The following is a 26724-nucleotide window of genomic DNA, read 5'->3' as shown; positions in this document are numbered from 1 at the left end:
CGGCTTCCTGCTCCTTGATCATCCCGATGATCTGCGCCTCGGTGAAGCGGCTCTTTCGCATCGTCTGCTCCTTTGCAATTGAGCAAACTCTACATCAGACTGAGGGATCTCGAGGGGGGCAGGTCAGTTGGTGTGGAGTGAAGCTTGCCGACGCCCATGAGAGTGCCTGCCGGAAAGCGATGGCATGACCCATGGGGAAACTTGGCAGTGCCGCGAGCCTGTCCCGGAAATGAAGACCTCGCTAAGCTGAGGAAGGCTGTACTTTCATCAAACCCGAGATTTGGTATTTGCGCGATTAGACCATCGGCTTTACTCCCATCCAGCTGTTAGTTTTTCAACTTCGTCTGGTGAAAGAGTGCGAGACGCGGCCCCAACCTCTTCGACGCCGATCATACCGGTCGGATCATCTAGGTCGGCAATGGCGGCTGCGACGTCGGGCTGGCCGTCAGAATTTAGGTATTCATTACCTTGGACTTGTGTTTCTGTACCGTCTGGTGATCGGGAATAATAAACTATCTGTTCCGCTTGAGCCTTGGCCGCCACGAGCGCCTGCCGCGCTTGCTCCGGCGTAACCAGATATGTCTTCGTTACTTCTACGAGAAGGGCATCATTTTTTTCCATTGGACTAGTCCTTTATACAGACAAAGAATGAGCGATGGGGTCGGGCGGGCCTTCTTTCGACTGAAAGCCAATAACGTGGGCCGCCCACGCTTCCATTACCGGTCGCCGTCGGTCTAGAATGTCCGAACGGGCATAACTGCGCTCCACCGTATTTCCAATCCGGTGGTCCAAGATAGTTTCTGCGATCTCCCAAGAACACGCTTCTGTTTCTTGTACCCAGCTGCGGAAACTCGACCGGAACCCGTGAGGCCTACCGCTCTCGCCCAAGCTATCTAGGCACAATTCAAGGGCACGGTCAGTGATGGGCTTACCGCTGGTTCCAGGGAATAAGAAATCATCAAAAAAATTAGATTGGTCCGTCACGAGCGCCGAAGCTGCCTTCGACAACGGAACGCGAAAATCTGAAACTTTGCCTACAGTGCCCTTCACGCGTTCAGCGGGTACGGTCCAGATGTCCGCGCTGAACTCTTCGAAGCGGGCCCCTGTGCAGCCATTTAGACGAACTAGGTCAGAATCATGAGCCGTAAGCACTGCCCGACATTCGAGTCGGGTAATTTCGCGAAAAGTTCCGGAAGGGACTGCTATGGGGTTGCGGGGATATGGATGGTCGTGTGGACATGGGCACCCAGCATTCGCGTGGCTTGCTCAACTATTATCGGATCCACAGGATAGCCAATGATCTGTGCCTCGTGGAGAATGAAGCGGGTGCGCTGAACGGCCTTCTCTGCAGTCGGATGCTTGGTCCGCCAGATTGGTTTCAGTGCGTCGACGATGTCTTGCGCAGTAAGTTCTGATCCGCGCTTTTTGCCGAAGACCGGGAAGAGGTGTGTCTCCAGGGGGGACATCCAGCGACCGCGGGTGCCGTCTCCACGGAGCCGAGCCTTCTTTGCTTCGAGGATCATCTCAGCCATTTCTCGAAAGGTTGGATCCTTGCGAGTTTTGTCGGCAGCTGTTGCGGCCCTCTGCAACCTTCGGACTCCAATTGGGTCTTGTCCTTGAGCCAAGAGCAGCTTCCAGCGGTCGCGTTCTTGCCTTGCCATGGCGAGGGAAACGGTTGGATAGGACCCCAATCCCATGTCTCGCCGATTCCCGAGATGACTGTACCGATAGGTCCAACTGCCGCCGTTTGTGGTTCGAACAATCATCAGACCATCGCCGTCATGGTAAGTCCCCGGTCCGAGGTTCTTCAGCTTGAGGGCGGTTAGCGCCATATCGTGACCCCACAGTTTGCCCCACAAAGTGAGCATCGTTTCGCGTCGTTCTTGGTCGACGCTGATCGGTGAAATGCCGGTTAGTGACATGAAATCTGGTGACTATTTATCGGGTTTACGCAACCCCCTTCGGTATGGCTTCGGTGCTTCTCGACCGCACCATTCAGGCAGGCCCGCCGGCAAGGCGGGCCGCCGGATCTCCCAAAGCAGACGAGCATCGGATTGCAGGGCCGCGGAAACGCTGGCCCTTTTTCGTTCGTCATGCAGCTGGAAGGGGCGGCTTTTGATGGCGCGGTGGAGGCCCGTTCGGGCAACCGGGCGGAGGCAAAATCCGACAGGAGATTGTCCATCAGCGACAGCCGAGACTCGCAAAAAGTGAAAATGCTATAAAAATACATCTCATGGTTGTTCCGTTTTGGTCCCATATTGACTGCGGCATCGCGCCGCGTTGAACTCCGACACTGCCTGCGTGGCAGGCACTTCGACGCAGCCCCTTTGAGATGTGACCCGGCGTCATGGTCACGGGTCGGCTATTCGGTTGCAATGCGGGGGGCAGCTTGTTTTAGTCTTGCTCGACAAGTGCGGAAAAAATCCGCCGGCATTACAACAGGGAGCAAGGCTTGGCCCAAGGCTCGAGTTCAGAGGCGTTCGTCGAGTTCGAACGCGTGCAGAAAAGCTATGACGGCGAGAAGCTCGTCGTGAAGGATCTCAATCTTTCGCTGCCCAAGGGCGAGTTCCTGACCATGCTCGGGCCGTCGGGTTCGGGCAAGACCACCTGCCTGATGATGCTCGCGGGCTTCGAGACCGCCACCCATGGCGAGATCCGGCTCGACGGCAAGTCGATCAACAACATCCCGCCGCACAAGCGCGGCATCGGCATGGTGTTCCAGAACTATGCGCTGTTTCCGCACATGACAGTGGGCGAGAACCTGTCCTTCCCGCTCGAGGTGCGCAAGCTGGGCAAGTCCGAGCGCGAGAAGAAGATCGCCCGCGCCCTCGATATGGTGCAGATGGGCGAGTTCAAGAACCGCCGTCCGACCCAGCTTTCGGGTGGTCAGCAGCAGCGGATCGCCCTAGCGCGGGCGCTGGTGTTCGAACCCGAGCTGGTGTTGATGGACGAGCCTCTGGGCGCGCTCGACAAGCAGCTGCGCGAGACGCTGCAGTTCGAGATCACCGATCTGGCGCATCGCCTGGGCATCACGGTGGTCTATGTCACGCACGACCAGACCGAGGCGCTGACCATGTCGGACCGCGTCGCGGTGTTCGATGACGGGCGGATCCAGCAGCTCGCGCCGCCCGACGAGCTTTACGAAAAGCCGCAGAACAGCTTCGTCGCGCAGTTCATCGGCGAGAACAACACGCTCGAGGGCGTGGTCGAGAGGATCGACGCGACCTCCTGCCTCGTGCGGCTCGACGATGGCGAGCTGATCGACGCGCTGCCGGTCAACGTCTCGAAGGTGGGCGAACGCACCCGCGTCTCGATCCGCCCCGAACGGGTCGAATCCAACCTCGAACGCCTGCACGCGGATGCGCACACGCTGCCCGCCACGGTGCAGGAGTTCATCTACATGGGCGACACCTTCCGGACGCGGCTCAAGGTCGCCGGGCGCGATGACTTCATCATGAAGACGCGCAACGCCCCCGACCAGCCGCGCCTGAAGCCGGGCGAACAGATCCGCATCGGCTGGCTCGCCGAGGATTGCCGCGCGCTCGACGCCTGAGCGTGCGTCTCCGCGCCCCCCGGCAACGGAAAGGGGCGCGGCCAAGCGGGGTGCCGCCACCCGGACAGCGCCCCCAGTGACACCAAGAACCGGGTATACAACGGGAGTTCTGAATGAACATCACTCGTCTACTGACAGCGACCACCGCGCTCGTGGCCACCGCCACCATGGCGGGCGCCGAGGCGCATACCGAGATGGCCAACGAGATGACCATCGTCAGCTGGGGCGGCGCCTATCAGGAAAGCCAGCTCAAGGCCTATGTTGAGCCCTATCTCGAGGCCAACCCGGATGTCACCGTTACCTGGGACGAAAGCTCGGCCGAGGCCGTGGCCAAGCTGCGCGCCCAGAACGAGGCGGGCAACGTCACCTGGGATCTGGTCGACGCCACCGCCGCCGATGCGATGCGCCTGTGCGACGAAGGTCTCGCGATGGAGATCGACGCGGACGAGGACCTCGCGCCCGCGCCCGACGGCACCCCGGCCTCCGAGGATTTCGGCGAGGAGATGCTGGTCTCCGACTGCTTTGTCCCGCAGATCGCCTACTCCTACACCTTCGGCTATCGCAACGACGTGGCCGAGTGGGACGGCAAGCAGCCCGAGAGCGTCTGCGACGTGTTCGACCTGGAGACCTTCCCGGGTCAGCGCAGCCTCGAGAAGCGCCCGCACAACAACCTCGAATGGGCGTTGATCTGTGACGGCGTCGCCTATGAGGACGTCTACGACGTGCTCGAGACAGAGGAAGGCCAGGACCGCGCCTTCGCCAAGCTCGACACCATCAAGGACGAGACCATCTGGTGGTCCTCGGGCGCCGACACGCCGCAGCTTCTCGCCGATGGCGAGGTGGTCTTCGGCTCGACCTATAACGGTCGCCTGTTCAGCCTGATCGTCGAGCAGGACCAGCCGGTCAACATGATGTGGGACACCCAGTCCTACGATCTCGACGGCTGGATCATCCCCGAGGGCCTCGACGAGCCGCAGCTCGCGCGGGTCAAGGATTTCCTCTACTTCGCGACCGACACCCAGCGCCTCGCGGATCAGGCCAAGTACATCTCCTACGGCCCGGCCCGCAAATCCTCGGCGCCGCTGGTCGGCGAGCACGCCACGCTCGGCATCGACATGGCGCCGCACATGCCGACCAACCCCGAGAACTCGGAAGGTGCCTTCGTGCAGAACTACGAGTGGTGGGCCGACTACCGCGACGATCTGGACGCCAAGTTCCAGGCCTGGCTCGCGCAGTAAGGCCTCCGGCCTGACCGCATGACGGGGCGGGGCCGCCATGGCCCCGTCCCACCCCCAATCCCGGAGGCATGATGACCGACAGCGCGACGACACCCCCGAGCCAGCCGATGGCGGTGCTTCCGGGCGGCGAGGTGACCGAAAACGGCCCGATGCTGGCCGCCGACGGCCGACCTCTCAAGCACAGCCTGAACCGGGCGCTGCGGCGCGAGAAGCTGCGCGCCTTTCTGCTGATCTCGCCGCTGCTGGTCTTCATCCTCGTTGCCTTCGTGGCCCCGATCGCCGAAATGCTGTTCCGCTCGGTCGAGAACCAGATCGTCTCGGAGACGCTGCCGCGCACCGTGGCGGCGCTGCGCGAGGACCAGAACCTGCCCGAGGCGGCCCCCGGCGAGCCGGTCTACGAGGCGCTTTACACCGATCTTTTCATCGCTGCGGAATACAAGTCGCACACCCGTCTGGGCAGCCGATTGAACTACGAATCGACCGGCCTGAGTTCGCTGTTCCGCGGCACCGGCCGCGATGTCGGCCGCTTTGACACCGATATCTACACCGACCAGTTCGTCGAGGCCGCACCTGCGCTCGAGGACCCCGTCGCGTGGTCGAACTGGATGGCCGACGACGAAATCCGCGAGGCGCTGCCCTTTACCGCCGACGCGTGGGACGCGTGGGTCACGCTGACCGTCGAGGCCAACGAGGACGACCCGCTCGAAGAGGATGTCGAGGATTTCGTCTATACCGCGCTCTACCGCGACTTCGCGAACGGCGCGTCGCCCTCCGGCTTTCCCGATGTCGATGTCTCGAACTTCGAAAGCGTCTCGATCAAGGCGCTGTTCGAGGAGTCGGATGAGGACTGGGTCGACCCCGACGTCTGGCAGGTCATCAAGACCTACAGCCCGAACTACACCGACGGCTATTTCCTCAACTCGGTCGACATGATGAACGGCCCCGGCGGCGAGGCCGAATGGCGCCCGGAGAGCGAGCAGATCTATCTCAAGCTGTTCTGGCGCACCATGTGGATGTCGATGGCGATCACCTTCTCCTGCATCCTGCTGGGCTACCCGATCGCCTTCCTGCTCTCGACGCTGCCGCTGCGCACGGCGAACGTGCTGATGATCCTCGTGCTGTTGCCGTTCTGGACCTCGCTTCTGGTGCGGACGAGCGCCTGGAAGGTGCTGCTGCAACAGCAGGGCGTGATCAACGACACGCTGGTCTGGCTCGGGCTGGTGGACGATCTCAACCGGCTGCAGCTGATCAACAACGCCACCGGCACGGTGATCGCGATGACGCATATCCTGCTGCCCTTCATGATCCTGCCGCTCTACTCGGTGATGAAGACGATCCCGCCCTCCTACATGCGGGCCGCCAAATCCATGGGGGCGAACGACTGGACCGCCTTCTGGCGGGTGTGGTTCCCGCTCTCGGTGCCGGGCATCGGCGCGGGCTCCATCCTCGCCTTCATCCTGTCGATCGGCTACTACATCACGCCCGAGATCGTCGGCGGCACCTCCGGCGTCTTCATCTCGAACCGGATCGCCTACCACATCTCGTCGTCGCTGAACTGGGGCCTCGCGGCCGCGCTGGGCACCATCCTGCTGGCGCTCGTGCTCACGCTCTACTGGGTCTACGACCGCATCGTCGGCATCGACAACGTCAAGCTGGGAGGCTGAGACATGGCTGGACTTCCCCCCTATGCCTCGACCGGCCAGAAGGTCTGGCATTATTCCTACCTCGTGATCTGCGCGGCGATCTTCTTCTTTCTGATCGCGCCGATCCTCATCATCATCCCACTGTCGTTCAACGCCGAGAACTTCTTCACCTTCACGCCCGAGATGCTGGCGCTCGACCCCGAGGGTTATTCGACCAAGCATTACCGCGACTTCTTCACCAACCCCGACTGGCAGGTGCCCTTGTGGAACTCGCTGAAGATCGCGCCGGTCGCGACCTTCCTGTCGGTGGCGCTCGGCACGCTCGCGGCGATCGGTCTGAGCCAGCCGCACGTGCCGTTCCGCCGGGCGATCATGGCGATCCTGATCTCGCCGATGATCGTGCCGCTGATCATCTCGGCGGCGGGCATGTATTTCTTCTACAGCCGGATCGGCCTGCAGGGGACCTATTGGGGCGTGGTGCTCGCCCACGCCGCTCTGGGCATCCCCTTCGTGATCATCACCGTCACCGCGACGCTGGTGGGCTTTGATCGTTCGCTGACGCGGGCGGCGGCGAACCTCGGGGCGGGGCCGGTGCGCACCTTCTTCAAGGTGCAGATGCCGCTGATCCTGCCGGGCGTGGTCTCGGGCGGGCTGTTCGCCTTCATCACCTCCTTCGACGAGGTGGTGGTGGTGCTCTTTGTGGGCTCCGCGGGGCAGAAGACGCTGCCTTGGCAGATGTTCACCGGCCTGCGTGAGCAGATCTCGCCCACCATCCTCGCTGCCGCGACGGTGCTGATCTCGATCTCGGTGGTGCTTCTGGTCACGCTCGAGGTGCTGCGGCGCCGCTCCGAACGGCTGCGCGGCATGTCGCCGGGCTGAGGCCGGACTGAGGCCGGGCCCACCCGTGACACGGCATCGAACGCCCCGCAGGTCACCTGCGGGGCGTTTCGCGTCCGATGCGGATCAGGGCAGCAGCGCCAGCCAGAGCGTCGCGGTCAGAATCGAGGCCACCGTGCCGATCAGCACCGCCGAGGCGGCCACCCGCTTGGCCGAGCCGTAGATCGAGGCGAAGAGATAGGCGTTCACCCCCGGCGCCATCGCCGCGGTGATCACCGCTGAGCGGAACGCCTCGACGCGTAGCCCCGCCAGAGAGCCCACGCCCCAGACCACCGCCGGGTGCAGCACCAGCGACACCGCGACGACATAGAGGATCACCCGCATGTCCCCCTCGGGGCGGTAGCGGTAGAGGATGCCGCCCAAGCCGAACAGCGCGGTCGGCAACCCCGCCCGCGCCATCATCTCGAGCGCCTCGATCCCCACCTCGGGCAGCACCAGCCCCGACAGGTTGACCAGCGCCCCGAGGCCGATGCCGAGGATCAGCGCGTTGCGCCCCATGCCGCGCAGCACCTTGAGCGGCAGCTGCCGCAGGCTCTTGCCCTGCGCCCGGGCCAGCTCCATCGCGGTGATCCCCACCGCGTAACAGAACGGCGAATGCAGCGCGATGATCGCGAAATTGGCCTGCAGCGCGTCGGCCCCGTAGGCGCGCTCGGTGATCGGCAGGCCCAGCAGCAGCGAGTTCGAGAACAGCCCGACGAAACCGATCGCCACCGCGTCCTCCCAGCTGCGACCGAAGATCAGCCGCGCTCCGAACAGTCCCGCGAAGAACCCCGCCAGCGCGCCCGCATAGAAGCTGCCTAAGAGGGCGAGATCGAATTCCTGCCCCAGATCGAGCCGGGCGATGGCCAGAAACAGAAGGCAGGGGATCGCGAAGCTCTGGCTGAACTTCATCACCCCGTCGATCGCGTTTTCGCCGATCCAGCCGCGCCACGCGGCGAGATAGCCGAAGCCCAGCACCAGAAAGACCGGCAGCGTGACGGTCAGCAGCAGCAGCATGTTCGGGCCTCCGCGCGGGACGGAGCCGCGGATTTGCGTGATATCGGATCGAAAGGGGCGGGACCCCTTGCCTAGAGCTCGAAGACCAGCGTCATCCCGTCATGGGCAGGTGTCACGTGGTCGGGGGTTTCGGCCGCGACGATGGCATGGTCGAGGTCGTAATGCATGTTGGTCAGCACCGCGCGCCCCGGGGCGGCGCGCTCGATCCAGTCCAGCGTCAGGGCGAGATGCGCGTGGCTCGGATGCGGGCTGCGGCGCAGCGCGTCGACGATCAGGCAGTCGAGGCCCTGCAGGTGCCGCCATGCCGCCTCTGGGATCTCGTTGACGTCCGGGAGATAGGCCAGCCCGCAGCAGCGCAGGCCCAGCGCGGTGATGTTGCCATGCACGAGGTCGAAGGGCGAGAGGCGGATCTCGCCGCCGGCACCGGTCACGACCACGTCGCCGTCGATCGGGTGCAAGTCGCAGATCGGTGGGTAGGCCGAGCCCGCGGGCGTCTCGAAGGCATAGCCGAAGCGCAGCATCAGCGCCTCTGTGGTGGGCGCGTCGGCCCAGCATTGCAGCCTGCTGCGCATGTTGAAGGCGATCATCCGCAGATCATCAATGCCATGCACGTGGTCGGCATGGGCATGGGTCCAGACCACACCGTCGAGTTCGCCCACCTGGGCGTCGAGCATCTGCGCGCGCAGGTCCGGCGAGGTATCGATCAGCACCCGCGTGACGCCGCCCGGCCCGTGCCGCGTCAGCAGGAGCGAGCAGCGGGTGCGGGTGTTGCGCGGATCGGCGGGGTCGCAATCGCCCCAGAGATTGCCAAGGCGTGGCACGCCCCCCGAGGAGCCGCAGCCGAGGATGCGCGCCTCCAACCGGTCGCTCATGCGCGGCTCCAGCCGGCGGCTTTGGAGAACAGCCGGTCGAAATTGGCCGAGGTACGGGCGGCGAACTCGGGCAGGGAGAGGCCGAAGACCTCGGCACCGACCTTGGCCGTATGGGCGGTATAGGCGGGTTCGTTGCGGCGGCCCCGATGGGGGGGCGGCGCGAGATAGGGGCTGTCGGTCTCGACCAGGATGCGGTCGAGCGGGGCGCTCTTGAAGATCTCGCGCAGCTCGCCCGAGCGCGGAAAGGCCGCGATGCCCGACATCGACAGGTAGAAGCCGAGATCCAGCGCCGCCCGGCCCAGCGCGGCGGAGGAGGAGAAGCAGTGCATCATGCAGGCGTATTCGCCCGCCGCATGCTCCTCGGCGAGAATGCGCGCCATGTCGTCATCGGCGTCGCGGGCGTGGATGATGAGCGGCAGGCCGGTGCGGCGCGCCGCCTCGATGTGGATGCGCAGGCTCTCCTGCTGCACCGCGCGGCTCTCGGCGGTGTAGTGGTAGTCGAGCCCGGTCTCGCCGATGCCGACCATCTTGGGGTGCCGGGCGAGTTCCACGAGATCCTCGACCGAGGCGAGCGGCTCGTCCGCGGCGCTCATCGGATGGGTGCCCACGGCCCAGAACACCGGGTCGTGCGCCTCCGAGATGGCGCGCACGGCACTCGCGTTTTTCAGCTTGGTGCAGATTGTGACCATCCGGGTCACGCCGGCCTGCAAGGCACGGGCGATCACCGCCTCGCGTTCCTCGGCGAAGTCGGGAAAGTCGAGGTGGCAATGCGCGTCGACGAGTTGGAAATCTGGAGAAGTCATCTGGCCTCAGGCTGCGGCGACACCGGTCGCCATCGCTTCGATCCTCAACAGCATATCTAGAAGCAGCGCCGAAGGGTCAAGGTTGACCGCCCGCCCATGCCGGGCGCGCGCCGACAACTCCTGCTGCAGGTTGGCCACGCGCCGCGCCGCCCGGGCATCGGGTGCCAGCGCCGTCAGAAGCCGCGCCTCGCCCGGTGCCCCCTCCAGATCCGGCGCGCCCATCAACCCGGCGCGCGCCGCACGGGTCAGCAGGAGGTCGATCAGGTCGAGCATCAGCGGAAACCGGGTTTCGGCCCCCTTGCCGGCGCAGGCATCGGCCATGGCGATGGCGCGGGGCCGGTCGATATGCGGCAGCCCCGAGAGAAGCGCCACCAGATCGGCATAGAGCGCGCGCCCGTCGGCCTGCGCGATGCGGGCCGCGCCACCGACCGACCCCGCCGCCAGCACCGAGAGCGCCTCGGGTGCCTCGCTCGCGACACCGGCCTGCGACAGCGCCTCAGCCAGCGGCTTGGGATCGAGCGGGCGCAGCCGCAGCACCCGGCAGCGCGAGCGGATCGTCGGCAGCAGGGCCGAGGGCTGGTGCGAGATCAGCATCAGGGTGGTGTTGGCGGGCGGCTCCTCGAGTTCCTTGAGAAGCGCGTTGGCTGCCGAGAGGTTCATCTCGTCGGCGGCGTCGACGATCACCGCGCGGTGGCCGCCATCGGTGGAACTGAGATGGAAAAAGCTCTTGAGCTTGCGCATCTCCTCGACCCGGATCTGCGCCGAGATCCGGTCGCCCTTGTCGTTGGGGCCGCGCTTGAGCACGAAGAGACGCGGATGCGACCCGGCGCGGATACGCCGCAGGTCGGGGTGATCGGCGGCCATCTCCAGCCCTTCGGAGGCGTCGCGCCCGGCGAGAAGATGCGCCGCGATGCGGTAAGCCAGCGTCGCCTTGCCCACCCCCATCGGCCCGGTGACGAGCCAGCCCGAATGCATCCGCCCCCCGGCCTGCGTGGCGAGGAACTCGGCCACCGCCGCGTCTTGCCCGATCAGCCGCGCCGTCTCGCGCGGGTGCGGCAGGCCGGGCAGGCCGGTCGGATCGGGCAGATCCTCGCTCATGGCGCGATCCCGGCGCGGGGCAGGGCGATGGCCGCGATCTCGGCGGCCACCTCGTCGGGCGCGCGGTCGCCGTCGATCACGCGAAACCGCTCCGGGGCCTTGGCGGCAAGATCGAGAAAGCCCGCGCGCAGCGTTTCCTGGAACCCCAGCCCCATATCCTCAAACCGGTCCTCGCCCGAGCGCCGCGCGAGGCCGCGTTCGAGCGCGGTGGCGGGGTCCATGTCGATCAGTAAGGTGAGGTCCGGCTCGGTGCCGATCATCAGCGCGTGCAGCCGGTCCACCGTGTCGCGCAGGTCGCCGCGCGTGGCGCCCTGATAGACGCGGGTGCTGTCGGCGAAGCGGTCGGTGATGACGATCCTGTCGGCCTCGAGCGCCGGGCGGATGGTCCGCTCCAGGTGGTCGCGCCGCGCGGCGGTGAAGAGCAGAAGCTCGGTCTCGGCGGACCAGCGCGCCGGATCGCCGGTGAGCACAAGCCGCCGGATCTCCTCGGCGCCGGGGCTGCCGCCCGGTTCGCGCGTCAGCACCGCCTCGCGCCCGGCGGCGCGCAGCGTCTCGGCCAGACGCTGCCCTTGGGTGGACTTGCCCGAGCCGTCGATACCTTCGAAGCTTATGAAGAGGCCGGACACCGGCGGATCAGGTTTCGTCTTCGGTGGCGGGGGTGGCGGGCTCCGCCTCGGGGGTCGCGTCGGTTTCCGGGGCAGGGTCCTCGGCCAAGGGATCGAGGCCGGGCAGCGTGAGCCCCTCGGGACCGAAGCGATCGAACAGCACCGAGGCCGCGACCTTGACCCGCGGCACGAAGCCGCCCCGCGCCACGCCCGTCTCGGCCACCAGCGGTACCCGCGTCGCGGGCATCCCCTCGCGCGCGATCACCAACTCGGCCAATGCCTGGCCCTTTTCGATCGGGGCCTCGACGGGGCCTTGATAGACCACCTCGGCGGCGAGATCGTCGCCCGACATGACGGGCAGCAGCACCGACACGTCCTCGGCCAGCGTCAGGCCGACCCGGTTCCGCTCACCCATCCAGACCTCGGCCTCCGAAATCCGGGTGCCGGCGGCGCCGATGTCGCGCTGCGCGAACTGGCGGAATGACCAGTTGACGATCCGCTCGGCCTCGACGCGGCGCGATTCCGTGCTGTCGAGGCCGGTGATCACGAAAATCACCCGCCGCTCGCCCTGCTTGGCCGAGCCGACGAGGCCGTAGCCCGCCTCGGAAGTATGACCGGTCTTGAGCCCGTCGGCGCCGATGCCGAGGCCGAGGATCGGGTTGCGGTTCTGGCTGTTCGACGGCACGCGGCCATCGAACTCGAACTCCTGCTCGGCGAACATCGGGTAAAAGGTCGGGAAATCCGAGATCAGGTGACTGGCGAGGATGCCCAGATCGCGCATCGACATGCGCTGACGCGGATCGGGCCAGCCGTTGGAGTTCGCGAAGGTGGAGTTCATCATGCCCATCTCGCGGGCGCGTTCGGTCATCAGCCGCGCAAAGCCCGCCTCGGTTCCGTCCGGCGACAGCGCCTCGGCCAGCACGGCGGAGGCGTCGTTGCCCGACAGCACGACCACCCCGCGCAGCAGATCCTCGACCCGCACACGGTCGGTGGTGTCGAGAAACATCGAAGAGCCGCCATAGGAGGCGGCATGTTCGGAGACGGGCAGACGCTGATCGGCCGACAGCCGCCCCGAGGCGATCGCCTCGAAGGCCATGTAGAGCGTCATCAGCTTGGACATGGAGGCGGGCGGCAGCGCCTCGTCGGCGTTCTTGGCCAGAAGCTCGGTGCCCGTGGTGTGGTCGAGCACATAGGCCGCGCGGGCCGGTGTCTCGAAGCCCTGCGCATGGGCGAGGGGCGTGAGAGCGACGAGGGTCGCGGCGGCGAGGAAGACGGCACGGATCATCAAGGTCGCTCCGGTCGGTTGGCGGGCCACGCGGCGGCGGCCGGGAAGAAGAGGTCGAGACCGGGCCATGCGTCGGCCCGGTCCCGGATCAGTTTCGCACGAAATAGGCATCCGTGAAGCCCAAAGCCTTGACGCGCACCAGCGCCGCGTCGCGGGCCTCCGCCGTCGCGGCGGGGCCGACGACGACGCGCCAGTAGCTCGAACCCTGGATCTCGGAGGTGACGACGCGCGCGGCCAGCCCCTCGACCTCCATCGCCGTGGCGGTGTCGCGGGCGTTGGCCTCGACCGAGAAGATGCCGATCTGGATGAAGGGCCGATCGAGATCGCCGCTCGGGGCGGGCGTCTCGAGGGCGGGCGTCGCAGGCGCGGGGGCGAGGGTCTCGGGTGCCGCCGCCGGAGCCCCGGCGGCGCCGTCGGTGGGCGGCAGCGGCACGGCGGCGATCGGCATGGGGTCGTCGAAATCGGTGGTGGCGCCGGGGGCCTCGGGGGCGGCGCTTTCGTCGCGGCGCAGCGCCGTGACGTTGAGCCGGGCGGGCGCACCGGCGAGCATTCCCAGTGCTTCGGCGGCCTCGGAGCTGACCTGCAGCGCCGGTCCCGGCGTTTCGCGCTCGCGCCGAAACAGCGCGCCGATCACGAAGCGGCCATTGGCCTCGTTGCGGATGACGACCTGACCGATCTGTTCGACGTCGACCTCCGGATAGGCGACCCAGACGCCGCCCAGCGAGGGGCGCCCGTCCCACAGGCCGGAATCGGTGACCTGGAACACGCCTGGGGCCTCCACGTCGCGCGAGACGATCTCGGTGCGGTCGGCGCCGCCGGGGCCGGTGGCGGAGCCGGTCTCGCCGCAGGCACCGAGGGCGAGCAGCGTGCCCAGCAGCATCGCGACCGGCCGCGCAGTAATGGTGGCTGGCATGTGTCGTCCCTCGATTGCCCGCTCGGACCGTTGCCCGGTCCGCTCTTGTCTGTTCACCGCCGCCCGCGATCGGGTGGTCGGCGATGCGTGGCGAACATATCGGGGGGCGTGCGGCTTTGAAAGCCGGTAGCGCGTCAGCTCGCGGAAAATCGCGTGATCGGACCTCTTTCCGAATCGCGCCGCAGTGCTTAGGGCGAGTGCGCCGGAGGAGTGGCAGAGTGGTCGATTGCAGCGGTCTTGAAAACCGCCGTGCGTGAGAGCGTACCGTGGGTTCGAATCCCACCTCCTCCGCCAGGCTCCATTGATTTTGTTTAATACATCGTCAATTTTGACCACCCTACCCACCATAGGGCCCATTATGCTGTTTGCGCTTGGGTGCGCTGCGATGCGACAGGCCGGGGCTAAGTTGGGGGCGTCCAACTCCGCTACTGCCCGGCTTGATCCCCGCCCAGCGCCTTTCGCAATACGAAGCCCCTTGGTGCCAAGTGCTGCGACGGGCTGGCCGCTCGGACCTTTGTCAGTTCATATGCTTGCCGAAGTTGCCCCCCGCTCCCGCCCCGGGACACGACCAGATGAGGTCTGTTCCGAGAGCGGCCTCGTCTGGGGGAAGCCGGATCTCGCGGCTGGCACGCGGGCGGGAACCTTGCCACCTCAACGCACCACGCGCCGTGACAGGCGCGCGTCCGCAATGCGAGCCCCCGGGCATCTTCGACCGCGCCTGATAGCCGGTGGACAAGCCGTATGGCGGCGGGTCAGTCTGATCGGCGGGCGATCAAGGGCGGGGGCACGGGCATGGCAGGCAGGAACAGCGCGGCAGGGGCGCTCGATCTGCTCGGGATCGAAGTGCTCGCGGCGCGGATCGAAGCCTTCGGTCGGGCCGATCCCGATGCGGGCAACCTGTGGCGCTCAGAGATGGCCGTGGCCGAAGCGGTGGCCTCCGTGGCGCTCGAAGGGCGGCGGGTGTCCGAGGCGGACCTGCTGCCGCGCGTCGCGGGCGGTGGGATATCGCGCGGCGATCCGGTGGCGGGAGAGCTGGCGCTCGGGCTGATCCGCGCGCTCAAGGCCCCGGGCGATCCAATCGCGCGGCCTGCCGAGACCCTCGCGCGGCTCGAGCGACGGGCGGGCGGGCTCGCGGGTGCCGAACGCGGCGCGGCAGCGGGCGAGGACAGCCTTGCTTCGGGCGCGTTCGACGCCGCCCTTGCGGCGCTGCGACCACAAGATCCGCCGATCCTTGCGGCGCTGCGGGTGAGCGGGGCCTATGCGCGGTCGAGCGGCCGCGCCAACCCGATGGTCGAGAGGGCCCTGTTCATGGCGGTCGAAGGGGCACGGCGCCGGGCGACGCCGGGGCCCGGCGGGGTCGTGGCCTTCGAGGAGGATCCGATGCGCGGCCTTTCGGGGCGGGTCGATGCGGATTGGGTCGCGACGCCGGCGCTGGCGCTGTCGGTGGGTCGATACCGGCCGTGGTCGCCGGGCACCGCCAGCGGGTTGGCGGATCTGATCGAGGGGCTCGGCACGGTGCTGGGCATGGAGATCGGCCGCATCGGCCGGGCGCGCGAATGGCTGCGCCGGGCGCGGGCCTGCGGCGAGGGACGGCACGGGCGTTCGCGGCTGGGCGACGCGGCGCAGGCTTTCGCCTCGGCGCCCTGCCTGACCTCGGGGCTTCTGGCCGAGCGCATCGGCGTCACGCCGCGCGGCGCCACCAACCTCATCGACGCACTGGTCGAGCAGGGGCTCTTGCGCGAAATCACGCGGCGGCGCACGGCGCGGATCTGGTCGGTGCCGGGGCTGGCCGAGCGGCTGGCGGTCCGGCCACGCCGTCCGGCCCCGGGTCTCGGGGCGGCGCAGGGCAGGGAGGCCGATCCGCGGGCCGGGCGCGAGGCTATGACGCGCGCCCTTGCGGATATGGATACGGCGCTGGGCCGGGCGGATGCTCTCTTGGGTCGGCGGCGCGGCGGCTGAGGCGCAGGCCGGTTCCCGCCAAGTGAGCCGGGCGCAAGGCTTTCCTTCCGGCGCGACAGCCCCTATCGATAAGCCGCCGTGACCAGTTAGGACCGAATATGACCGTTGCGCCGACGACTGAACTGAGCCGCCTCCTGCGCGAGGATTTCGACGGCGTGCTCGACGCCTGGTTCGCGACCCAGAAGCGCGAGGGCGTGCGCCGCCCCGACTTGTTCTCGGACCGCGAGAGCCGCCGCCAATTGTCGGACCTCTTGCGCGCCTTTGCCGAGGTGCTGGCCCGGATCGACATCACCGAGCCGGTCGACATCGAGGCCGATGTCTGGTCCGAGCTGCGCCTCGCGCTGTCCGAAATCACACTGGTGCGCACCGAACGCGGCGTCGCCCCGTGGGAAATGACCGCCTTCATCCTGGCGCTCAAGCAGCCGGTCTTCGTGAAACTGAACGAAAGCCTCTCCGGCACGCCCGACAGGCTGCTGTCGATCGCGGCCGATTTCGGGCGCATCGTCGATGCGCTGGCCATGCACATCAACGAATACTTCATCGCCGAGCGCGACGAGATCATCGAACGCCAGCGCGCCGAGATGATGGAGCTGTCCACCCCGGTGGTGCAGCTTTGGGAGCGGGTTCTGACCATCCCCTTGATCGGCACGCTCGATTCGATGCGCGCGCAGGAAGTGATGGAGAATCTTCTGAACTCGATCGTTGAGCACAGCGCCGAGGTGGTGATCGTCGACATCACCGGCGTGCGGGTCGTCGACACGCAGGTGGCGCAGCATCTGCTGCGCACCGCCGCGGCCGTGCGGCTGATGGGGGCCGAGGCGATCATCTCCGGCATCTCGCCCAAGATCGCCCAGACCATGGTCGAGCTTGGCGTCGATGTGGGCGAGGTGACGACGCGTCCCTCGATACGCGCCGCGCTGGCCGAGGCGTTCCGCCGGGTCGGCTTCCAGATCAGCCGCATCGAGGATTCCCGTGTCTGAGGCGGCCTCGATCTACAGCGTCGACAAGGTCCTGCTCGTGGCGATCCGCGACAACATCACCGACACCGACATCATCAACCTGCAAGAGGATCTCTCCGAGCGGATCGTCGACGAGGCGGCGCGGGGCGTGGTGATCGACATCGCCGCGCTCGAGATTGTCGATACCTTCGTCGGCCGGATCCTCGCGCAGCTCTCCTCGATCTCGCGGCTGCTTGCGGCCGAGACCTATATCGTCGGCATGCGCCCGGCGGTGGCGATGACGCTTGTGGAGCTTGGCATGGATCTGCCGGGATCGCGGACCGCGCTGTCGCTCAGCCACGCCCTGCGGTCCCTGAAGGCCAAGGGGCTGGCGTGAGCGCCACGCCGCCGGAACCGGCGGCGCGGGTGGAACTGCGTCAGGAGCGCGACGTCGCGGCCGCGCGGATCGCCGTGTCGCGGGCGATGGACGCGATGGGGGCGCGTGCACTACGAAAGACCCGCTTCGTCACCGCGGTGAGCGAGATCGCCCGAAACGCGCTCGACCACGGGGGCGGCGGGGTGCTCGAAGTCTATCGGCTCGAGCGGCCCTTGCGGATCATGATCCGCTGCCGCGACGAGGGGCCAGGCATCGCCGATCTGGATCAGGCGATGACCGACGGCTTTTCGACCGCGCGTAGCATGGGCAAGGGTCTTGGCGGTGCGCGGCGGCTGGTCGAGGCGTTCCGCATCGAGAGCCGTCCGGGGTCGGGCACCACCGTCGAAATGGAGGCCAAGCCATGAGACACGCCGTCGACATCACCGATCCCAGCGCCGTGGCGGAATCGCGACGGCTTGCACGGGGGCTGGCCGCCTCGGCTCGGGTCGATGCGACCCGCGCCGAGGCGCTGGCGATTGTCGTCACCGAGATGGCGACCAACCTGCTGCGCCATGCGGGCGGCGGCCAGCTTCTATTGCAGGCGCAGCCCGGCGCGGGGCGGCGGGTGACGCTGGCCGCGATCGACAGCGGCCCCGGCATTCCCGACATTGATCTCGCGCTGTCGGACGGCTTCTCGACCGGGTCGAGCGCCGGCGGCGGCCTCGGGGCGATGCGGCGGCTGGCCGACAGCTTCGAGATCCGCTCGACGCCGGGGCGCGGCACCGTGGCGGTCTGCGGCTTTGGCGCGCCGCCGGTGATGGCCGGGGTCGAGGTAGGCGCCTTCCTGGTGAACTATCCCGGGGACCGCGCCTGCGGCGACGGCGTGTTCGCCCGCGACGTGGCGGGACGGGTCGATCTCATGGCGGTGGACGGCCTTGGCCACGGCGCGCGCGCCGAAGCCGCCGCCGAGGAGGCGATCGCCGGGCTCTCCGGATTGCGCGGCGACGATCCGTCGGGGATCCTGTCCGAGCTGTCGACCCGTCTCGCGGGGAGCCGTGGCTCGGTCGCGGCGCTGGCACAGATCGAGGCGGCGGACGGGCGGCTTCGGCTGGCCGGGATCGGCAACATCGCGGCGCTTCTGGTGCAGCCGGGCGGACAGGTGAGGCGGCTGATCAGCCGCGAGGGTCGGTTGGGCGGCGCTGTGCGCCAGCCGCCGGTGGAGACGGCCACGATGCGGCCGGGCGACGTGCTGATCCTGCACAGCGACGGGCTGTCAACCTTGCGCAGCCATGCCGATCTGCCGGCGACGGCGGGGATGAGCTGCGCGATGATCGCCGCCCATTTGATCCGCGACCGCAACAAGGGCCGCGACGACTGCTGTGCGCTGGTGGCGCGGCTTGCCCCGGAGAATATCGCATGAGACTGACCACTCTGAAGATCGAGGCCGACGAGGACATCGTGCGGCTGCGCATGGTCGGCCAAGAGGTGGCGCGGCGTTGCGGTTTCGCCAAGTTCGCCGAGACCCGCATCGTCACGGCGCTGCTGGAGTTGGGGCGCAACATCGTCCAGCACGGCGGCGGCGGGCGCATGACGCTGTCGCTCGAACCGCAGGGAAGCGGGCTCGCGCTCGGCGTCGAGGCGGTGGATCAGGGGCCGGGCATCCCTGATCTCGACGCGCGTCTTTCGAACGCGGATCCGCTGCCCGGAACGGCGCGGGCACCGGGTCTGGGGCTCGGGCTGCGCGGCGTGCAGCGCATCGCCGATCGCTTCGAAGTCGAGAGCGGTGCCGAGGGGACGCGCATCCTCGCGGGGTTCGACACCCGCCTTGCCGCCTCCGAGGCCGCGCCGGTCGCCGCCGGGATCGGTGAGGCGCTGGCTGCGCTGCGCCGCGCCGACCCAGCGGCGATGCTGGCCCAGCAGAACCGCGACCTGCTTGACGCGCTCGAGGAGCGCGACCTGCTGATGGCCGAGGTGCACCACCGCACCAAGAACAACCTCGCCCTCGTGACCGGACTGATGCGGCTGTCGCGCTCGGCCGCCAAGACCGAGGAGACGAGGGGCGTGCTACGCGATCTGGAATTGCGGGTGAAGGCGATCACCGCGATCCACGACCAGCTGCAGCGCGCCGCCGCCGCCGACAGCGCCGCCTTGCTGCCCTTGCTGCGCGATGTGGCCGAGCAGACGCGGCAGGCCTTCTCGACACCTGACCAGGAGGTGAAGGTTGTCGTCACCGGCGAAACGTTGCTCTTGTCGGGAAACGCCGCGACCGATCTCGCATTGGCGGCGGGCGAGCTGATGACCAACGCCTGCAAGCACGCTTTCGCCGGGCGCGAGAAGGGGCGCCTGCATGTGTCTCTCAAGCGCGAGGAGGGGGTGCTGAAGCTCACCGTTTCCGATGATGGCTGCGGCCTCGCGCCGGGAATGGAGCGGCCCGAGCGGTCCGACTCGCTCGGTTGGCGGATGATCCGGACCATGGTGCAGAAGCATGGCGGCTTCGTGCGCACTTCGAACGGAGAGGGCGGGCTAAGCGTCGAGCTGGGCTTCGGAGAAGCGCAACTCGGGCTGATCGAAGGCTGAACCGCATAAAAAACGGCGGCTCCAGGGAGGGAGAGCCGCCGCTATTTCGAACCGGACGCGCCCGGGAGGAAGGCTGTCCTGCCATCAAACCCCGATGCGGCGGAAAAGATCCGCGGCATTTCGAGGAAAGGGTCAGGCGCGCTTGGCGGCCTGCAGGGCGATGTCGTCGATCATCGAGCGGTGAATGCCCAGATCGACGAGTTCGCGGTCGCTCAGAGCCGAAAGCTCGCGCTGCGTGATGCGATAGGCGCGTGACTTGGCGCGGCGCTCGGCAAGGCTGGCGCCGAGACGGGCGAAGAAGGAGGGGCGGGCGGTCTGGTTGGTGGTGAAGCTGGTCATGATCTGCGTTCCTCGGGGTCTGGATGGGCCACCCCTCGGGGCGGCGTGTCTGGCTGGCGTCATCATCGGCGCCGTTGACCCCCATCTGGGCCTCTTGGCGGTCGGAGACCACATCCAACCACGCCGCAGCGACTTGCAGCCCCTGCATGGCGATGGCGCAGAGGCCTCGGGTGATCCGAACCGCTTCGGGCCGGTGTCGTCATCCGGGGCGTCGCTGGCCGCCGGGGCGCTCAAACCGCCGGGGCGCTCAAACCGGCGGGGCGCTCAAACCGGCGGGGCGATCGACCCGGCGTCGACGATCTCGAAATCGCCGACGCATTGCAGATCGGCCAGCGCCCGGCCCTCGATCGCGCCGATCAGCCCCTGCGCCAGCGGCTCCCAGCTTTGCGCCAGCGCCGAGCGGGTCCCGGAGGTCGGTGGCACCGCCATCAGGTCTTCGCCCGGGAGCATGTCGTCATGCACCACCACCGACACGTCGCCCGGCACCTTTAGGCCAAGCATCGACAGCGCGCTGTAGATGCCCTTGGCGATCAGCATGTTGCCCGCGATCAGCGCGGTGGGGCGATCCGACTGCATGCTCATCATCCTGAGCGTGGCAAGGGCGCCGACGCTCTCGGTCATCTGGCCGTGCTCGTGCAGCATCGGATCGGCGGGCACGTCGGCCGCGCGCAGCGCCATCTCCCAGCCCGCCCGCCGGTGCGCCACGTAGCACATGGACCGCACCCCGTTCACGAAGCCGATCCGGCGGTGCCCAGCGCGCAGCAGCATCGCCGCCAGTTCGCGGCCTACGGCGATGTTGTCGATGTCGTAGAAGGGGTAGTCGGGGGCAAGCGCGCCACGCCCATGCATGACCAGCGGCACGCCGCGCCGTTGCAGATAGGCGACCCGCGGGTCGGCGTCCTCGGGCTCGATCAGCACGAAGCCGTCGAGTGAGCCGCCGTCGATGAGCCTGCGATGCACCTCGACCACGTCCTCGCCCTCCTCGGCGGCATTGAGCACGAACAGCCGCCCTTGCCGCGAGAAGGCGCTCGACAGGCCGCGCACCATCTGCACGAACATGCTGTCGCGCGGGGTGCGATCCTGCGGCGGCAGCACGAGGCCGACGATGCCGGACCGCCCCGAAGCCAGCTTGCGTGCCGAAAGATTGGGGCGGTAATTCAAGGCTCTGGCCGCTTCTCGGGCGCGAATCTTGGTCTCGGTGCTGACATCGTCATGATCGTTGAGCGCGCGACTCACCTGCGTGACCGACAGCCCCGTGTAAGCCGCGATGTCCTTGAGCGTCGCCGACATGAATGTCCCCTCGATAGCTGGCGGCACCTTGCCAAGCCGAAACGCTTCGGGCAAGCCTCGTCGCGACCCGATGGCACATGGGACGAAAGGATTCGAGATGAGCAAGGCGAATTGGTGGAAGGGCGCGGTGATCTATCAGGTCTATCCGCGCTCGTATCAGGACGGCAACGATGACGGCATCGGCGATCTTCGGGGCATCACCGAGCGGCTGCCGCATATCGCCGAGCTTGGCGCCGATGCGGTCTGGCTGTCGCCGATCTTCACCTCGCCGATGGCCGACATGGGCTATGACGTGTCGAACTACACCGACATCGATCCGACCTTCGGCACGCTCGCCGATTTCGACACGATGGTCGCGCGCGCCCACGAGCTGGGCCTCAAGGTGATGATCGACCAGGTGCTGTCGCACAGCTCGAACCAGCACCCCTTCTTCGAGGAAAGCCGTTCGAGCCGCGACAACCCCAAGGCCGACTGGTACGTCTGGGCCGACCCCAGGCATGACGGCTCGGCCCCCAACAACTGGCAGGCCATCTTCGGCGGCATCGCTTGGGAGTGGGAGCCGCGGCGGCGGCAGTACTACTTCCACAACTTCCTGAAGGAGCAGCCCGACTTCAACTTCCACAACCCGGAAGTGCAGGACTGGTTGCTCTCGACGATGCGCTTCTGGCTCGATCGCGGCGTCGACGGCTTCCGCCTCGACACGGTGAACTTCTATTTCCATGATCGTCACCTGCGCGACGACCCGGCTGATTTCCGTCTCAGCGGGACGCAGGCGGTCAAGCCCTACGACATGCAGTACCATATCTTCTCGAAGAACCAGCCCGAGAACATCGCCTTCCTCGAGAAGATGCGCCGCCTGATGGACGAGTACGAGGACCGCACACTGGTGGGCGAGGTCGGCGAGAGCCATCACCCGATCGAGATCATGGGCGAATACACCTCGGCCAACCGCCTGCACATGGCCTACAGTTTCGAGATGCTGGGGCCGAATTTCACGGCCGAGCATTTTCGTCACCAGATCGACCAGTTCTTCAAGCTCGCTCCCAAAGGCTGGCCCTGCTGGGCGCTATCGAACCACGACGTGCCACGCCACGTGACGCGCTGGGCTGGGCATGGCGATCAGGACGCGGTGGCCAAGCTCGCGGCAGCGATGCTCTTGTCGATGGAGGGCTCGATCTGCCTCTATCAGGGCGAGGAGCTGGGCCAGACCGAGACCGAGCTGGAGTTCGAGGAGCTGACCGACCCGCAGGGCATCAACTTCTGGCCTGCCGACAAGGGCCGCGACGGTTGCCGCACGCCGATGGTCTGGGAGCGGGCCGCCGCGAATGCGGGCTTTTCCAAGAACGACGCGCCATGGCTGCCGGTGAAGGCGCCGCAGGCCGCGCGCGCCGTCGACACGCAAAAGGGCGTCGACGGGTCGGTGCTCGAAACCTACCGCGCGCTTTTGAAGTTGCGCCGCGAGACGCCCGACCTGCGTGTGGGCCGCACCATGTTTGCCGAGACCGAGGAGCCGGTGCTGGCCTTTCATCGCGGCGACAAGACCGTCTGCGCCTTCAACCTGTCGGACCAGCCGCGTGAGATCGAGATCGGCGGCATCGCCGAGACGCTGTTCGCCAACTCGGCCGAGACCGCCGACGGCAAGGTCTGGCTCGGTCCCAACGGCGCGCTGATCGCCCGCCTGGCCTGAGATCACGATCGGCGGCGCGGCTCATGGGGCCGCGCCGTCACGTCTCAAGCCACCTTTTGGCGTTCCGGCAAAACTGTTAGGAGGCCACAACTGGCTTGAAGGATCGATCGATGATGCCCAAAGACTTTGCCCGCACCGGCGTTCCGGGTCTCGATGACGTGCTCTCGGGCGGACTGACGCGGCGCCATGTCTTTCTGGTCGAGGGGTCGCCCGGCACCGGCAAGACCACCACCGCCATGCGGTTTCTGCTGGAAGGCGCGGAGAAGGGCGAGACCTGTCTTTACGTGACATTGTCGGAGACCGAGGAAGAGCTGCGCGACAGCGCCGCCTCGCATGGCTGGACCCTCGACGAGCGGATCTCGGTCTTCGAGGTGGTCCCGGCAGAAAGTCTGCTCGACGCCGATCAGCAGCAGAGCCTGCTCTATTCCTCGGATCTCGAACTGGGCGAGGCGACACGGCAGATTTTCGCCGCCTTCGAGCGGATCCGTCCCGAGCGGGTGGTGATCGACAGCCTGTCCGAGATCCGGCTGCTGGCGCAGGGCTCCTTGCGCTATCGCCGTCAGATCCTTGCCATGAAGCATTACTTCGCGCGGCAGGACGCCACCGTCCTGATGCTCGATGACCTGACGGCCGAGACGCAGGACCGCACCGTGCACAGCGTCGTGCATGGGGTGATCCAACTCGAGGAGCTGGCGCCCGATTACGGTGCCGAACGGCGGCGTTTGCGCGTCACCAAGTATCGCGGTCAGCGTTACCGGGGCGGATATCACGATTTCGCCATCAAGACAGGCGGCATCGAGGTGTTTCCACGCCTCGTGGCGCTGGAACATCGGGTGGGTTACGAGCGCGACGCGCAGGCCAGCGGCATCGAGGCGCTCGACCGCCTTCTTGGCGGCGGCATCGACCGCGGGACGAGCACTCTGCTTCTTGGGCCGTCGGGCACCGGCAAGAGCCTGTTCGCGCTGCAATTCGCCATCGCCGCCATCGAACGGGGCGAAAAGGCGGCCATGTTCTCCTTCGACGAGGAGTTGGGCCTGCTGGAGATGCGGCTTTTGAAGATCGGCATCGACATCGCGGCGATGCGCAAGAGCGGCGCGCTGCTGCTCGAACAGATCGACGCGGCCGAGATGTCGCCCGGCGAATTCGCGCAGCGGGTGCGCGACTGCGTGACCCGGAACGGCGCGCGCACCGTCGTGATTGACAGCATGAACGGCTATCAGGCCGCGATGCCGCAAGAAAACGCGCTGGTACTGCACATCCACGAACTCTTGCAGTTCCTCAACCGTCAGGGAGCCACGACCTATCTGACTGTGGCGCAGCACGGCCTCGTCGGCGACATGCAGTCGCCGCTCGACGTGACGTACATCGCCGACACGGTGATCCTGCTGCGTTACTTCGAGGCGCTGGGCCGGGTCCGCCGGGCGGTGTCGGTGGTCAAGAAGCGCACCGGCCCGCATGAAGACACGATCCGCGAGTTCAAAATCACGCAGCGCGGGCTCGAGCTTGGCGCGCCCTTGTACGGCTTCCAGGGGGTGCTGCGTGGCGTGCCCGATTTCGTCGGCGCCTCCGACCCGTTGATGGAGGCAAACGCGAATGACGTCGTCCGGTGATGCTCTCGCCAGCGCGCGCGCTCTGATCCTGACGCCGCATGGGCGGGATTCCAGACTGGCGGCGGCCCTGCTCACCGAGGTCGGGCAGGCTTCGCAGATATGCGACGATCTCGACGCTTTCGTCTCGGGCCTCGGAGAGGACACGGCCTTCGGCATCCTGACAGAAGAAACGGTGCGCCATGCCGACCTCGCGCCGCTCTTGGCGGCGATAAGCGCGCAGCCGAACTGGTCGGCGCTGCCCTTCATCGTGCTCACCCGGCATGGCGGCGGGCCCGAGCGCAACCCCGAAGCCGCGCGGCTGTCGGAGATCCTCGGCAATGTCACCTTCCTTGAGCGCCCGTTTCACGCCACGACCTTCGCAAGCGTCGTGCGCGGCGCCCGGCGTGGCCGAGAGCGGCAGTTCGAGACCCGTGCCGCCGTCATGCAACTGCATCGCAGCGATGAGACGCTGCGCACCGCACTCATGGCTGGACGGCTCGGTGCTTGGGAACTTCATCCCGCCAGCCGGGAGCTGATCTGTTCTCCGACGTTGCGGACGATCTTCGGTCGACCCGCGGACGGGACCTTCGATTTTCATGATTTCGTGAGCAGCATTCACGAGGATGACCTCGACCGGGTGATGGCGACGATCGAAAATGCGACCATCGAGGGTCGGGATTACGCGGTGGAGTTTCGCACGGTCTGGCCCGATGGCAGCCTGCATTGGGCCGAGGCGCATGCGCGTATCCAGCACGATCCCGACGGCACGCCGCGGCTGATCGGTGTCACATCGGATGTGACCGCCCGCAAGCAGGCCGAGACCAACCACCGTGAGCAGACTGAGGAGCTGGAGCGCCGCGTGGCGCAGCGCACTGCCGAGTTGGAAAGCGCGCATGCCCGCGTGCTCGAGGAAATCCGTCAGCGCGAACGCACCGAAGGCCAGCTTCTGCAAAGCCAGAAGATGGAGGCGATCGGCCAGCTCACCGGCGGCGTGGCGCATGATTTCAACAATCTGCTGATGGCTGTGCTTGGCAATCTCGACCTGCTGTCGCGCCATGTCACGGACGACCCGCGCGCGGCGCGGCTGATCGACGGCGCGATCCAGGGCGCGCAGCGCGGCGCGGCGCTGACCCAGAGGCTTCTGGCCTTCGCCCGGCGGCAGGAGCTCAAGATCGAACCGCGTGGTCTGGCCGATCTGGTGCGCGGCTCCGAGGACCTGCTGCGCCGCTCCGTCGGTGACGGGGTCGAGCTGAGCTTCAGCCTCCCCGACGGGCTGCCGCCGGCGCAGGTGGATGGCAACCAGTTCGACCTCGCATTGCTCAACCTCGCGGTCAACGCCCGCGACGCCATGCCCGGCGGTGGTCGGCTCGCCATCGCCGTCGACCTGTGCGAGGCCACGGGCGACGAGGATCTCGCGGCGGGCCGCTACCTGCGACTTTCGGTCAGCGACACCGGGCTTGGCATGGATGCGGCGACGCTGGAGCAGGCGACGCAGCCGTTCTTTTCGACCAAGGAGTTGGGCAAGGGGACGGGACTCGGCCTGTCGATGATCCACGGCCTCGCCCAGCAGCTACAGGGCGCGCTGCGCCTCTGGAGCCGTCCCGGCGAGGGCACGCGGGCCGAGCTGTGGCTGCCGGTCGCGCAGGTCGAGGAGAAGGGCGCTGAGCGTCCCGCGCCGCCGCCCGCCACCGCGCAAGCTTCGCGTGGGGTGCTGAGGATTCTCTTTGTCGACGACGACGCGCTGATCGCGATGAGCAGCGTCGATCTGCTGGAGGATCTGGGCCATCACGTCACCCAGGCGGGGTCCGGCGAACAGGCGCTCGCGGTGCTTGAAAGCGATGCGGAGATCGACCTGATGATCACCGATTTCTCGATGCCGCGAATGAATGGCGGCGAGCTGTCGCGCCATGCCCGCGACCTGCGGCCCGATCTGCCGATCCTGTTGGCCACCGGCTATGCCGAGCTGCCCGAGGGCGGCATGATCGACCTGCCGCGACTGGCCAAGCCATATATGCAACGCCAGCTCGAAGAAGAGATCGCCCGGATGGGACTTTGACATCGCGGCA

25 protein-coding genes and 1 tRNA gene are annotated in these 26724 nt (G+C 67.1%); 15 read left to right on the top strand and 11 right to left on the bottom strand.

Translation table 11 applies throughout. The features are described from left to right. The coding region (locus tag ACJASC_RS09690; RefSeq protein WP_415145545.1) for a hypothetical protein at positions 1 to 188 on the top strand (188 nt) is incomplete at its 5' end. A 121-nt stretch (positions 189 to 309) separates the two neighbouring features. Here the strand turns inward: ACJASC_RS09690 and ACJASC_RS09685 are convergent. Then, positions 310 to 621 (bottom strand): hypothetical protein, encoded by a 312-nt coding sequence (locus ACJASC_RS09685; protein WP_415145543.1) that lies wholly within the window; start codon positions 619 to 621, stop codon positions 310 to 312. A gap of 581 nt (positions 622 to 1202) precedes the next feature. After that, positions 1203 to 1922 (bottom strand): tyrosine-type recombinase/integrase, encoded by a 720-nt coding sequence (locus ACJASC_RS09680; protein ID WP_415145541.1) that lies wholly within the window; start codon positions 1920 to 1922, stop codon positions 1203 to 1205. A gap of 530 nt (positions 1923 to 2452) precedes the next feature. Here ACJASC_RS09680 and ACJASC_RS09675 point away from each other — a divergent pair. The 4 genes from ACJASC_RS09675 to ACJASC_RS09660 all read left to right on the top strand — a co-directional run bounded on the left by ACJASC_RS09675 (position 2453) and on the right by ACJASC_RS09660 (position 7313). Further along, entirely contained in the window at positions 2453 to 3553 is a 1101-nt protein-coding gene (locus ACJASC_RS09675) for an ABC transporter ATP-binding protein (RefSeq protein ID WP_021692075.1), read from the top strand. Between the two features lie 113 nt (positions 3554 to 3666). After that, entirely contained in the window at positions 3667 to 4791 is a 1125-nt protein-coding gene (locus tag ACJASC_RS09670) for an extracellular solute-binding protein (protein WP_415145539.1), read from the top strand. 107 nt (positions 4792 to 4898) lie between these two features. Then, positions 4899 to 6455, top strand: a complete 1557-nt coding sequence (locus tag ACJASC_RS09665) for an ABC transporter permease (protein ID WP_045319522.1) — start codon at positions 4899 to 4901, stop codon at positions 6453 to 6455. Between the two features lie 3 nt (positions 6456 to 6458). Then, entirely contained in the window at positions 6459 to 7313 is an 855-nt protein-coding gene (locus ACJASC_RS09660; protein WP_021692072.1) for an ABC transporter permease, read from the top strand. Positions 7314 to 7397: 84 nt separating this feature from the next. Here the strand turns inward: ACJASC_RS09660 and ACJASC_RS09655 are convergent, their stop codons facing one another. The 7 genes from ACJASC_RS09655 to ACJASC_RS09625 form a co-directional block, all read right to left on the bottom strand. Next, the gene (locus ACJASC_RS09655) at positions 7398 to 8327 is read right to left on the bottom strand and encodes an AEC family transporter (RefSeq protein WP_415145536.1); all 930 of its coding nucleotides are present in this window, start codon (positions 8325 to 8327) and stop codon (positions 7398 to 7400) included. Between the two features lie 71 nt (positions 8328 to 8398). Continuing rightward, positions 8399 to 9199 carry an MBL fold metallo-hydrolase gene (locus tag ACJASC_RS09650; protein ID WP_415145534.1) on the bottom strand — a complete coding sequence of 267 codons (801 nt, stop codon included), beginning with the start codon at positions 9197 to 9199 and terminating at the stop codon, positions 8399 to 8401. Next, positions 9196 to 10002, bottom strand: coding sequence for a TatD family hydrolase (locus tag ACJASC_RS09645; protein ID WP_415145532.1), 807 nt, complete (start codon positions 10000 to 10002; stop codon positions 9196 to 9198). Before ACJASC_RS09645 ends, ACJASC_RS09650 begins: the two co-directional genes overlap by 4 nt. Positions 10003 to 10008: 6 nt before the next feature. Beyond that, on the bottom strand, positions 10009 to 11100 hold the full coding sequence (locus tag ACJASC_RS09640) for a DNA polymerase III subunit delta' (protein WP_415145530.1): 1092 nt from the start codon (positions 11098 to 11100) through the stop codon (positions 10009 to 10011). Beyond that, entirely contained in the window at positions 11097 to 11726 is a 630-nt protein-coding gene (tmk, locus tag ACJASC_RS09635) for a dTMP kinase (protein ID WP_415145527.1), read from the bottom strand. Before tmk ends, ACJASC_RS09640 begins: the two co-directional genes overlap by 4 nt. 7 nt (positions 11727 to 11733) lie before the next feature. Then, the gene (locus ACJASC_RS09630; RefSeq protein WP_415145525.1) at positions 11734 to 12990 is read right to left on the bottom strand and encodes a D-alanyl-D-alanine carboxypeptidase family protein; all 1257 of its coding nucleotides are present in this window, start codon (positions 12988 to 12990) and stop codon (positions 11734 to 11736) included. Between the two features lie 88 nt (positions 12991 to 13078). Beyond that, positions 13079 to 13903, bottom strand: a complete 825-nt coding sequence (locus tag ACJASC_RS09625; protein WP_415145523.1) for an SPOR domain-containing protein — start codon at positions 13901 to 13903, stop codon at positions 13079 to 13081. A gap of 204 nt (positions 13904 to 14107) precedes the next feature. Here ACJASC_RS09625 and ACJASC_RS09620 point away from each other — a divergent pair. From ACJASC_RS09620 to ACJASC_RS09590, 7 genes are all read left to right on the top strand, one after another. Further along, a tRNA-Ser gene (locus tag ACJASC_RS09620) sits at positions 14108 to 14197 on the top strand. A 498-nt stretch (positions 14198 to 14695) separates the two neighbouring features. After that, complete coding sequence (locus ACJASC_RS09615) at positions 14696 to 15862, top strand: Fic family protein (protein WP_415145521.1); 1167 nt, start codon at positions 14696 to 14698, stop codon at positions 15860 to 15862. 98 nt (positions 15863 to 15960) lie between these two features. Next, the gene (locus ACJASC_RS09610; protein WP_021695210.1) at positions 15961 to 16842 is read left to right on the top strand and encodes an STAS domain-containing protein; all 882 of its coding nucleotides are present in this window, start codon (positions 15961 to 15963) and stop codon (positions 16840 to 16842) included. Next, the gene (locus tag ACJASC_RS09605; RefSeq protein WP_415145519.1) at positions 16835 to 17197 is read left to right on the top strand and encodes an STAS domain-containing protein; all 363 of its coding nucleotides are present in this window, start codon (positions 16835 to 16837) and stop codon (positions 17195 to 17197) included. The genes ACJASC_RS09610 and ACJASC_RS09605 overlap by 8 nt, the downstream gene beginning before the upstream one ends. Beyond that, entirely contained in the window at positions 17194 to 17601 is a 408-nt protein-coding gene (locus ACJASC_RS09600; RefSeq protein WP_415145517.1) for an ATP-binding protein, read from the top strand. The genes ACJASC_RS09605 and ACJASC_RS09600 overlap by 4 nt, the downstream gene beginning before the upstream one ends. Further along, positions 17598 to 18596 (top strand): SpoIIE family protein phosphatase, encoded by a 999-nt coding sequence (locus ACJASC_RS09595; RefSeq protein WP_415145515.1) that lies wholly within the window; start codon positions 17598 to 17600, stop codon positions 18594 to 18596. The genes ACJASC_RS09600 and ACJASC_RS09595 overlap by 4 nt, the downstream gene beginning before the upstream one ends. Beyond that, on the top strand, positions 18593 to 19753 hold the full coding sequence (locus ACJASC_RS09590) for an ATP-binding protein (RefSeq protein ID WP_415145513.1): 1161 nt from the start codon (positions 18593 to 18595) through the stop codon (positions 19751 to 19753). Before ACJASC_RS09595 ends, ACJASC_RS09590 begins: the two co-directional genes overlap by 4 nt. A gap of 132 nt (positions 19754 to 19885) precedes the next feature. Here ACJASC_RS09590 and ACJASC_RS09585 read toward each other — a convergent pair whose 3' ends face one another. Then, entirely contained in the window at positions 19886 to 20092 is a 207-nt protein-coding gene (locus ACJASC_RS09585; RefSeq protein WP_415145511.1) for a DUF1127 domain-containing protein, read from the bottom strand. 264 nt (positions 20093 to 20356) lie between these two features. Then, a complete protein-coding gene (locus ACJASC_RS09580; RefSeq protein WP_415145509.1) occupies positions 20357 to 21382 on the bottom strand; it encodes a substrate-binding domain-containing protein in 1026 nt (341 codons plus the stop codon). Positions 21383 to 21479: 97 nt separating this feature from the next. Here ACJASC_RS09580 and ACJASC_RS09575 point away from each other — a divergent pair, with 97 nt between their 5' ends. The 3 genes from ACJASC_RS09575 (at position 21480) to ACJASC_RS09565 (ending at position 26714) form a co-directional block, all read left to right on the top strand. Continuing rightward, positions 21480 to 23069, top strand: coding sequence for an alpha-amylase family glycosyl hydrolase (locus ACJASC_RS09575; protein WP_021695203.1), 1590 nt, complete (start codon positions 21480 to 21482; stop codon positions 23067 to 23069). A gap of 110 nt (positions 23070 to 23179) precedes the next feature. After that, on the top strand, positions 23180 to 24679 hold the full coding sequence (locus ACJASC_RS09570; RefSeq protein ID WP_021695202.1) for an ATPase domain-containing protein: 1500 nt from the start codon (positions 23180 to 23182) through the stop codon (positions 24677 to 24679). Then, positions 24663 to 26714, top strand: coding sequence for an ATP-binding protein (locus tag ACJASC_RS09565; RefSeq protein WP_415145506.1), 2052 nt, complete (start codon positions 24663 to 24665; stop codon positions 26712 to 26714). Before ACJASC_RS09570 ends, ACJASC_RS09565 begins: the two co-directional genes overlap by 17 nt. Positions 26715 to 26724: the final 10 nt, after the last annotated feature.

It is taken from the genome of Limimaricola cinnabarinus, assembly GCF_047631075.1.
Classification (GTDB): domain Bacteria; phylum Pseudomonadota; class Alphaproteobacteria; order Rhodobacterales; family Rhodobacteraceae; genus Limimaricola; species Limimaricola cinnabarinus.
The sequence above is the reverse complement of the archived record's forward strand: the minus strand, read 5'-3'. Positions and strand labels throughout refer to the sequence as shown.